Consider the following 6,439-nt stretch of genomic DNA (forward strand, 5'->3'; position numbering starts at 1 on the left):
ATATTTAGAACATATGCTCTCAGAAAGTAGCGATCGCTGCTTTAACTTTTGTAGATTAAAACTCAATATTCAAAAATTAGGCATGACTAACTATTATGCGTGGATTTGAAGCCAAAACTTTTTGGCATCGTCTGAATAATTCCTTAATAGTACGCTTTTTACTATTAGTCGCTGCTGGTTGGGCTTTAGTCCAGCTTTTAGCATACTTTCAAACAGTAATTGTGATTTTTACGTTTGCCACTATTTTGGCTTTTTTACTCAGCTATCCTGTCAAGTGGTTGCAGCATTTTTTGCCACACGGTATAGCAGTTGTTATAGTTTTTTTAATCAGCATTATATTTCTGAGTGGACTATTAATTACTATTGGTGTGGCAGTTGTATCTCAGGGGCAACAATTAATAGACAGTATCTCTAATTTTTTAACTTCTTTATTACCTTTCTTAGAAAGAATTGAAGAAACTCTGCGTAATCGTAATTTGCAAATAGACTTAAGTATAATTCAAGAGCAATTACGAAATCAAGCAATATCAACTTTAGTCACAAGCCTAACTATATTACAACAATTGCTGTCTAATTTTGTCACTTTTATCATAATTGCTGTTGTAGCTTTCTTTATGTTGCTAGATGGTGAAAAACTGTGGAAATTCATTCTCAGATTTTTACCTAATCAGCATCGTGGAAGATTTACAAATATTCTTCGCCGGAGTTTTTTAGGGTTTTTTCGAGGACAGTTACTATTAACTTTATTTCTAAGCACTGCAAGTTTTATTGTTTTTATATTATTTAATGTACCTTTTGCTTTAATTCTGTCTTTGATAGTAGGCATACTGGACATTATTCCAGGGATAGGAGCAACTTTAGGAGTTAGTGTAATTACTTTAATTGTGTTGTCTCAAGATGTTTGGCTGGCATTAAAAGTCTTCATAGCTTGTATAGTTCTTCAACAAATACAAGATAATCTAATTGCCCCTCGCGTCATGCAAGGAGCATTGAATCTTAATCCAGTAGTAGTATTTTTCGCTCTGTTAGTAGGTGCAAGAGTTGCAGGATTATTGGGAATTTTTCTATCAATCCCAATTACTGGAATAATTGTATCTTTGTTTGAAATTAATGCGATGAAGTCAGAAGTTTAGCCATTATTCATTTTCCGTGGCCTTGCCAATTCCCAATTACTGTAAAATCAACATATACACGCGAAAAACAGCAAATCATGTCAGATGTAAGAAAGGAATTATCAGAAATATTAGACGAAGCCGAGTGGGAATGGCTGATTCCCCATGTCCAAAGAGAAGCGGTCATTTTGGTGTCGCTAGACTTAGATTTGCTCAATGTAGGCGAAGCGATCGCAACTGATAATACCTCATCTGTCGAACAATGGATTGAGCGTCAATTAATTACTAAGCCTTCAGTCACTCAAGTGGGAGAATGGAATTGCGATCGCGAAAAGCGATTTAAAACCCTGATCATCCAGCCCTATGTTCTGGTGCAAGAAATAGCAGCCTGATACCAATTTAGGAGTAATGAGTGCTGTTAGCGGTAGCGCGGCGTTTAGCCGGTGCTGAGTTATGAGTGCTGAGTTATGAGTTCGGATAATTCTAAACTTAGTCCCTAGAAACATTTTCATACCGCATTTCTCACCGCCGATGTTTAACTTCTTCCGCACCTGTGTAACCAGTAGCTACCCAAACTAACGATCTAACTCCATCACGAATAGATTTTTCAATAGGTTCAGGTGGTATTTGGGACGGTACTGGTATCGCTTTAAATTTAATTCCCCTACTACCCAAAATTATCTCAGCAATTACGCAGGCGCGGCGCATATGAAAATCTGAGGTGATTAAATAAACATTCTTAATCTTGCGTGCTTGTAAGTCGTCTACTAATGTAGTAAAATTTGTAACAGTATCTACTGCCTCATAGTCTAAATGTAAACGTTGAGGATTAATACCAGCCTTATTAAACACCCGTTTGGTAAAGACAGGTGGACTACCGCCAGAAATCAGTATTGGTAAATTTGGATACTGACTGGCAAATTTGGCAGTAAATTTTTCTCTTTCTAGGTTCTTGGTTGAGCCACCTAAAACGATAACTGCTTCGGGTTTTTCAATATTGTTTTGTACTTCCTGATATCCCAACCAGATTAGTAGTGGTAGAACAACCACTGCAAATTGAAATGACTTACCTCTAAACAATAGATTATTCTTCAAGGCTCTAAAACTTCGTCTGATGATTGTGTCTATGAGATCAGAAAAATAAGAATATTGGCAAACTCACCCAAACATCCCTTTGCGATCTACGCTAATATGCAGTTAAGCACATATCAGCTATAGATATGCAAAACTCAGCTATCATCCCAGAGATAGGAATTGCGATCGCTAGCTTGATGCAATAAGTTGTTGATGACGGGACTGGCCAGGCTCGAACCGGCGACCTAGCGCTTAGGAGGCGCTCGCTCTATCCAACTGAGCTACAGCCCCAACTACGGAGCATATACAATGATAGCAGTAGTTTTAGGTGGACTGCCAAAAATTGTTCCAAGAACCGCCGCCAATTTCTAACCCACAAAGATAGCTATCTGCTTTGAGAATGACTAGAGGGGATATACCCCTTATTTGTCGTAACTCTAAAGTCAGCTTTCCTTGCATAGTGTCCTGACAACAAAATTGTAAACCTTTTGCTGTCGGCGCACGCAGGGGTGTACCGGGTAGATGAGTAGTTCCGGTTAATTCAATCTCATAATCTAGGTTTTTTGCTTTCATTTGCCATCTACCCCAGGGTTGAATATCCCACTCTACTTTGGCATTCCAGGGGACGAATTCATAAAACTGGCCTTGATAATGCAACCCAATCATTGCTACAGACTCCATCCACCACAACACACCCCGTCTACCACCGCCAGCCGTTAACGCCAAATCAGGTTCGCCATCAAAGCTATTACAATTCAACCAAAACCATTTCTGGGGAAAAGCACCACCCCAATTTTTTTCCCCATAGGCTGGCGCATTCTGAAATTGATAAATTTTGCCATTCCAATCAATCCAACCACTAGCCAAGCCATGAGCCATTAAAATCTGCCATCCTGGTTCAAAAATCTGTAAAAACGACAGCCAGCCAGCAGTAGATTGCTGAATACTATTTTGATTACCCCAGCCATATACAGGCTGAATTTCATACTCCCAACGGCAATAAAAACCAGTAGCAGGATCTTGCATAAATCCCTGATTCAAATTTGCAGTAGCTTGATAACCTTCTTGGACATATTGTGCAAACTCTGATGGTAACAGGTAGAGGGGTTGGCTATTGAGGTTAGTTTTACCCCAATGACCCAAAGCCAAAGCATCTCGACTAGCCCAAAATTTAGTCACATCAGGAAAAATCCGACAGAGATATTCATCATTCACACCCAGGACTTGCGCCGCACCGCCACTGTAGGGTTGACCGCCAATGGGGTCTTCAATGGAATACATAAAAGCAAAAGTCTGACCACAATCTGGCAAAGTGACGCGGTAATACCAGCCTTCAAAAAAACGGCGACCACTCCCGTCCCAATGGTATCCACTGTGAGGTGTTTGAGTAGATTGAAGAGGATTGACTGGAATAGTTAACATAGATTTATCTACTTCTATTTCTCTGTATGCGCGATTGTCTTGATATTAATCATGCTTATGAAATTCTAGGGTTAAAACCTGGTGTATCGCAGGTAGAGATAAAACGAGCTTATCGTCAAATAGTGAAAATTTGGCATCCCGATCGCTTTATTCATCCACAGCAAAAACAGCAAGCAGAGGCCAAAATTAAACAAATCAACGCTGCTTACAATCTGCTCAAGTCAGAAAGTCCCACTGTGACACCGCCTGCTGCAACTGCACCCAAAAATGCGCCAAACGTATCAGTCAATCGCTTTGATGGGGAAACTTTCTATAACTATGGTGTGGAGAGCGTAGGACAAGGAGAATATCAAGAAGCGATCGCCTACTTTACCCAAGCAATTCGCCTCAACCCCCGCTATATTGAAGCTTATAAATATCGTGGATTCGTTTGCTCTCAATTAGGCTATGAATACAGAGCCGCATCAGATTTGAATAAAGCCGCACAGCTAGAAGGTAAAATCCCCACAGCCACTTCTTTTTCACAGGTCAAGTATAAAACTCAGCGTCCATCTTTGGTAGCTAAATGGTGTCAAAAACTCAAAAATTTACTCAAATGGCGTTGAGTAATGAGTAATGAGTAATGAGTAATGAGTAAATTCCCCTTGTCTCCCCTGCTCCCTACTCCCTGCTCCCTGCTACCCTGTTCTTCTGCTCTCCTGCTTTCTAATTATTGGCTTCGCCAGATAGAATAGTTAGCAAATGTTGCCTACCACCTGACTCATGACACCTTCACAAGAACTAGAAACCGTAAACACTCCTGACATCGATACTGAGGGATATGGCAACTCAGAACCTCATCCCATAAATGAGTTACCTGATGAGGTCGAAATGTCTCTTTTCGACCACTTAGAAGAATTACGACAACGGATTTTTTATGCCCTGATTGCTGTAGCTGTGGGAGTTGTCGGTTGTTTTCTAGCTGTGAAACCAATTGTCCAGCTGCTAGAAGTCCCAGCCAAGGGAGTTAAATTTCTGCAACTTGCACCGGGAGAATATTTCTTTGTCTCTATAAAAGTTGCAGCCTACAGTGGCATAGTCATCTCTAGTCCCTTCATACTTTATCAAGTTATCCAGTTTGTGCTGCCAGGACTAACTCGCCGTGAACGTCGATTACTGGGGCCGATAGTTTTAGGGTCGAGTGTGTTATTTGGTGCTGGTTTAGTTTTTGCTTATTCACTGCTCATTCCCGCCGCTTTAAATTTCTTTATCAGCTACGGTGCGGATGTAGTCGAACAAATTTGGTCAATTGACAAGTATTTTGAATTTGTACTGTTATTAATGTTCAGTACCGGGTTAGCCTTCCAAGTGCCGATCATCCAACTGTTACTGGCTAATCTGGGAATTGTTTCTTCTGCAACCATGCTAGCTGGTTGGCGATCGGTGATTCTGGGGGGAGTAATTTTAGGTGCTGTTCTTACCCCTTCTACAGACCCTCTCACCCAAAGTCTTTTGGCTGGTGCTGTTTTAGGTCTTTACTTTGGTGGTATTGGTTTAGTCAAACTCTCTGGCAAATAGCGATTAATCATGCAAATCAGCTATGAAGACTTTGCGAAAGTCGAAATTCGTGTTGGTAAAGTTGTTCAAGTAGAGCCATTTACTAAAGCCCGAAAACCAGCTTATAAACTGTGGATAGACTTTGGTGATTTGGGTATAAAAAAATCTAGCGCACAAATCACCAAACTATATCAGCCAGAGGATATTATCAACCAATTCATCTTAGCTGTGACAAACTTTCCACCTCGTCAAATAGCTGATTTCATGTCTGAAGTTTTGGTTTTGGGTATAGTTCTGGATGACGGGGAAGTTGCTTTAATTCAACCAGATAGAGATGTACCTTTGGGTAAAAGAATTTTATAAATCATATAGCAATATTAAAGGTTGTTTGAAAAGGTTTGTTCTATAGAATTCCGGTTTAAATTTTGAAAATATACTGAGACTTCAATCTATATCCAACAAGGCTTTTATAGCGTTTCCTATCACATGAGGTATATCATAGTCCCCTTCTTGTGGCGGAGAGAAGTCTGAGCGGCAGTTTCCGCCGAACAGAACTTCGGAAGAGGGGGTTGGGTTTCTTGTACCTCACAGCGAGAACTGCTATATCTAAAAACTCGTTCAGAAATCAAATAGAACTCCTATATGTCATGTTGAATGCAGTTCTGAGCAAAGCGACGGAACTGGAATCTTGGCATACTAAGACACGCTCTGCATACCCCTTCGGGGTGAATCCTACGGATACGCTACGCGTTCACACAGTGTTCCGTAAAGCCTGCGGCATAGCTACGCTTAGGGCGCAGCCTCTCTTAGAGAAGCAAGCTGCTCGGAGCGTTCCGTTTGCGGTAGCGTTTCTAAAGAGAAGGAAACGTAGAGAAACATCTCAGTATATATTCTCCAGAATGACATTTTTATACTTCTAGCAACTTTTCAAACATCCTCTTATGCTCTTCAAATATTATATTGTTTAATCTTGCTTAATAGTTCTTAGTGTTTCTCATGATTTAAACACGTAAAAGTTGAAATTTTTATATCCTCGCTTTGATCAAATAACTGTATAATTGCTATGTGTAGTAGTTCATACATAAATTTGTAGCTAAAATGGACTGTCTAGTATATCTATATTGAGATTTCTAGTTTCGCAGATGCCCATATAGCGGTACTGATGCAGAAAATGCAACAAGCCTGCTTTAGATTAGGCTGTCTATTTGTTGTTTCAAGTTTCGTGTATAACAACCTTGCTCGTGTTTCCCTAGAAGTGTATATATTAGGCGATCGCTAAATCCCTAAATAATATT

7 protein-coding genes and 1 tRNA gene are annotated in these 6,439 nt (G+C 40.1%); 5 read left to right on the forward strand and 3 right to left on the reverse strand.

All coding sequences use genetic code 11. From position 1 onward, the window contains the following. Positions 1-95 precede the first annotated feature (95 nt). The gene (locus VB693_RS01885; RefSeq protein WP_323264815.1) at positions 96-1,133 is read left to right on the forward strand and encodes an AI-2E family transporter; all 1,038 of its coding nucleotides are present in this window, start codon (positions 96-98) and stop codon (positions 1,131-1,133) included. A 77-nt stretch (positions 1,134-1,210) separates the two neighbouring features. Further along, positions 1,211-1,504, forward strand: coding sequence for a DUF2288 domain-containing protein (locus VB693_RS01890; RefSeq protein WP_190696968.1), 294 nt, complete (start codon positions 1,211-1,213; stop codon positions 1,502-1,504). 130 nt (positions 1,505-1,634) lie between these two features. Here VB693_RS01890 and VB693_RS01895 read toward each other — a convergent pair whose 3' ends face one another. The 3 genes from VB693_RS01895 to VB693_RS01905 form a co-directional block, all read right to left on the reverse strand. After that, positions 1,635-2,207 (reverse strand): YdcF family protein, encoded by a 573-nt coding sequence (locus VB693_RS01895; protein WP_190696971.1) that lies wholly within the window; start codon positions 2,205-2,207, stop codon positions 1,635-1,637. 196 nt (positions 2,208-2,403) lie between these two features. Further along, a tRNA-Arg gene (locus VB693_RS01900) sits at positions 2,404-2,477 on the reverse strand. A gap of 33 nt (positions 2,478-2,510) precedes the next feature. Beyond that, the gene (locus VB693_RS01905) at positions 2,511-3,608 is read right to left on the reverse strand and encodes a tocopherol cyclase family protein (RefSeq protein ID WP_323264816.1); all 1,098 of its coding nucleotides are present in this window, start codon (positions 3,606-3,608) and stop codon (positions 2,511-2,513) included. A gap of 26 nt (positions 3,609-3,634) precedes the next feature. On the opposite strand from VB693_RS01905, the gene VB693_RS01910 reads away from it, so the two are divergent. The 3 genes from VB693_RS01910 (at position 3,635) to VB693_RS01920 (ending at position 5,507) form a co-directional block, all read left to right on the forward strand. Next, entirely contained in the window at positions 3,635-4,213 is a 579-nt protein-coding gene (locus VB693_RS01910; RefSeq protein ID WP_323264817.1) for a J domain-containing protein, read from the forward strand. A 157-nt stretch (positions 4,214-4,370) separates the two neighbouring features. Continuing rightward, positions 4,371-5,165, forward strand: coding sequence for a twin-arginine translocase subunit TatC (gene tatC, locus VB693_RS01915; protein WP_323264818.1), 795 nt, complete (start codon positions 4,371-4,373; stop codon positions 5,163-5,165). A 6-nt stretch (positions 5,166-5,171) separates the two neighbouring features. Next, entirely contained in the window at positions 5,172-5,507 is a 336-nt protein-coding gene (locus VB693_RS01920; RefSeq protein WP_323264823.1) for a tRNA-binding protein, read from the forward strand. The last annotated feature ends 932 nt before the right edge of the window (positions 5,508-6,439 follow it).

Origin of the sequence: Anabaena sp. UHCC 0399 (assembly GCF_034931465.1) — a bacterium.
GTDB lineage: Bacteria > Cyanobacteriota > Cyanobacteriia > Cyanobacteriales > Nostocaceae > Trichormus > Trichormus minutissimus.

What these genes read in the sequence shown, in the direction of transcription:
- VB693_RS01905 (WP_323264816.1), bottom strand. Translation starts at nt 3,608, where the DNA reads ATGTTAACTATTCCAGTCAATCCTCTTCAATCTACTCAAACACCTCAC.
- VB693_RS01910 (WP_323264817.1), top strand. Translation starts at nt 3,635, where the DNA reads ATGCGCGATTGTCTTGATATTAATCATGCTTATGAAATTCTAGGGTTA.
- VB693_RS01885 (WP_323264815.1), top strand. Translation starts at nt 96, where the DNA reads ATGCGTGGATTTGAAGCCAAAACTTTTTGGCATCGTCTGAATAATTCC.
- tatC (WP_323264818.1), top strand. Translation starts at nt 4,371, where the DNA reads ATGACACCTTCACAAGAACTAGAAACCGTAAACACTCCTGACATCGAT.
- VB693_RS01890 (WP_190696968.1), top strand. Translation starts at nt 1,211, where the DNA reads ATGTCAGATGTAAGAAAGGAATTATCAGAAATATTAGACGAAGCCGAG.